This window comes from Gemmatimonadota bacterium (assembly GCA_016209965.1).
GTDB lineage: Bacteria > Gemmatimonadota > Gemmatimonadetes > Longimicrobiales > RSA9 > JACQVE01.
The window spans coordinates 1-2,810 of sequence record JACQVE010000265.1 but is presented as its reverse complement, the minus strand read 5'-3'; the positions used below and the strand labels follow the sequence as shown (position 1 = coordinate 2,810).

The following is a 2,810-nucleotide window of genomic DNA, read 5'->3' as shown; positions in this document are numbered from 1 at the left end:
CTCCGCACCTGGGCTCGCCTGGTCACCTATGCCCTGAGGCGTTCGGCTACCCACCCTGAGGCGTTCAACCGGTGTCCTTCGGGGCCTTGAGCAAAGCGGCCTGGCCGGGCTCTCCCCCTGGTCGCGTCTCCAGGCCTCCATCCTGGCGGCTGCGGGGCCGAGGTGGGAGAAACCACCACCCCGCCGCTACGGCCGGCAGGGCGGCGGCCCAGCCGCGTGCCTGCAGTCCAGCAGGTAGCGCCCCAATGGCGACGGGCGCCCGCGCCTTCACGCGGAGCCGGTTGGCCGGCGGGAACCGCGTCAGCACGTAGCTGGCGAAGGACTGGTGACCCCGCCGGGAAGCGCCTTCTACATCATCCGCACAACAATGCGCCGCGGCCATTGCACGCTCATGGGCGGATTCGGCCATCGGGCGCGGAGCGCTCTTCCGCCGTTGGATCCGTACCTTCTAGCCCTCCGCTTTGAGCCGGCGCTGCAATCCTGCCGGCAGGCGCTCCTTAATATGATCCACAGTCTGCCCTGACGCGCCTCCTCCCCCAGCCCCTGGTTCAGCGCGATCTCGATCTTGGCCGAGGTGAGCATCACCATGGTCGTGCCGTGGAAGGCGGGCACCCCCTCGCATAGCTCGATCAAGGCCGGTAATCAGCGTCCGTGAGGCGGCGGCCGAAATCGAGCAGGATGGCTTGCCCCGTGCCGGCATCGTCACGGCGGGCGACGAGGTAGCCGACGTGCCGCGTGATGAGCCAGGCAAGAGCAAGCACCCGGCGGACCGGCATGTCAAAGGGTGCGGCCGTAATGTCGGTCCCGAACCTCCCGCAGCCAGAGAAGGCGTTGGCGCATGGGGGGTCTCCGGTTAGCTGAACCATGCCGCATTTGTGCGCAGTTCCGACCGCCGGAAGTGTTACGGATGAGCCAGCGCTTTCCGGATTCCCCAGTGACCCGGCGATGCTCCTGCCTGCGTGGGCCCGTCTTGGGCCATGACAATTCCTCCCATTCGGTTCGGCATCGGGGTCCAGCTCGGCCGCCTCACACAGACCCGCCTAGCCATGGTAATGCCCAGCCCCGGCGAGCATGCTCGCTGCGGCCGAGCCCGCCCTGCCGCCCGGGAAGCCGATTGCCGGGACTCGGCGCGTTGAAGCATATGGGATCGCCGCCGGCAGGGTAGTGGCGCTGCATCGTGCTGGGCCACCGCAGGTCAGCGCGCGGGCCACCCGGCCAACCTTTGGTTCTGTGAGCGGTTCGATTCTCAGAGATGCGCGGATCGGTCATCACAGACTGTGTGTGGATCTCCCGGCCCTCGGGCTGCCGGGCTATCAGGCATCCAGAAGCCAGGAAGTGCTTGCTGGTATGCCGCTCTGCGCGGCTGCACGGTGCAGCACGCCCGTGCGTAGCTCCAGGGCTGCGTAGAACGTGAGCGTGCCGTGGCAGACGTACTGGAAAAGCCATGTCATTTCGGCGGGGTGCAGATCTTTTACGACGACCGAGCGGAAGGTCATATGGCGGCCCGTTCGAGCGGACGACAGCGTGGAGTTTGGGGGGGAAGGGCTACCACTGGTGCCGAGAGCGGGGTAACGGGGTGTCCCTGGCAAAGCGAGGGCGTGAGCGCCGAGAAGCGCAGGGTGACGGGGTACGCTCCTCGCCCCCCCGGTCCCGAGGTGCGGCGGGGAGCGCGAGGGAGTGGCGCCGGCTACTCGACGAGCTTGGGCCGGGACTTCTTGCGCTGGGTGACGGCCGGGACGCGAGCGTCGGCGTAGCGGGCCTGGTGGTTGCGCTCGTACTCCATCGCTTCGTGGAAGCGCCAGTAGGCGTCGAAGTCGCCGCTGGAACGCAGGGCCCTGAGCCTGAGCACGGCTTCGGCTCCGGTGAGGCGCCAGCGGGCTCCGGTGAGCGCGAGCCGGTCCTTCACGAGATGACGGCAGGCTCCCTCGATGACGCCCGAGGCGATGGGCATTCCGGCCGCCAGGTACTGGTGGTAGGCGAGGTAGCCCTTGTACTTGAGGAGGTAGTCGGCGCAGCTGTCCACGCCCTTCCGCTGCTCGCGCGAGAGGCCGCGCTTGGTGGCGCTCCGGCGCATGCCGGCCGCCACCTGACTGGCCTCTCCGCGCAGGATCCGCCCGAGCCGCTCGAAGACCCACTCCTCCAGCTCCACGCTGCCCTCCGCCGCGCAGGCGAGGCCGGCCTTCCACAGGTACTGGAGCACGTGGAAGACGTCGAGGACGATGGTGAGTTGGACCCCGTACTGCTTCGCGAGGGCCTTGAGGATGTCAAGCTGCTGCTCGTTGCCGTCGACGATGCTGAGCCACGTGAGCTGGAGGTCGACGTCACGGTCCAGCGCCTCGTGGAACGCCTCTTCCAGCACCGCCCGGGGCTCTTTCTCCAGGCTCGCCCACACGCGCTTGTGCTCCGGACGGGGACGGGGCTGGCGGTCCCGGTCCTTCGGCGCCGCCCGGGTCAACGCCTCGATCACCTGCTCGGGCGTACGCACGTGCCGTCCCACGGCGTAGACGGAGGCCACGGTGGCCATGCGCTTGCGACCCGGCTTCTCCCCCCTGCTGAGCCGTGTCGTCAGCTTGGGCCCCTTCCTCTCGGCGGCCTTGCGGGTGCCGGGACGCAGGTCCTCCTTGCGCATGACCACGCCCTTGGCGTCGGTGGTGATCACCATGAGCGATTCGGGCTCGGCAGGCGGAGGGCCTTCCCCCTCCTGCCGCCTCGTCTCGTAGAAGTCGTCGAAATCGATGGCGGCTCGCTGGACCAGCTCCTCGATTTGCCGCTGCGGTAGGTGAGCACCCGTGTAGCGGGCCAGCGTCTCG

At 68.6% G+C, this 2,810-nt stretch carries 4 protein-coding genes; all 4 read right to left on the bottom strand.

Going from position 1 to position 2,810, the window contains the following annotated elements; all coding sequences use genetic code 11:
* Positions 1–348: 348 nt before the first annotated feature.
* Positions 349–633: a hypothetical protein gene (locus HY703_10675; protein MBI4545650.1), complete on the bottom strand. Its 285-nt coding sequence runs from the start codon at positions 631–633 to the stop codon at positions 349–351.
* Complete coding sequence (locus tag HY703_10670) at positions 630–776, bottom strand: hypothetical protein (protein ID MBI4545649.1); 147 nt, start codon at positions 774–776, stop codon at positions 630–632. The genes HY703_10675 and HY703_10670 overlap by 4 nt, the downstream gene beginning before the upstream one ends.
* A gap of 537 nt (positions 777–1,313) precedes the next feature.
* Entirely contained in the window at positions 1,314–1,451 is a 138-nt protein-coding gene (locus tag HY703_10665) for a hypothetical protein (GenBank protein MBI4545648.1), read from the bottom strand.
* A 236-nt stretch (positions 1,452–1,687) separates the two neighbouring features.
* Positions 1,688–2,810, bottom strand: a 1,123-nt coding sequence (locus HY703_10660; GenBank protein ID MBI4545647.1) for an ISKra4 family transposase, incomplete at its 5' end; no start/stop codon positions are given.

Excerpts from the sequence above, each read along its gene's own strand:
- HY703_10670 (MBI4545649.1), bottom strand. The coding sequence starts at position 776 with ATGCCGGTCCGCCGGGTGCTTGCTCTTGCCTGGCTCATCACGCGGCAC.
- HY703_10665 (MBI4545648.1), bottom strand. The coding sequence starts at position 1,451 with ATGACATGGCTTTTCCAGTACGTCTGCCACGGCACGCTCACGTTCTAC.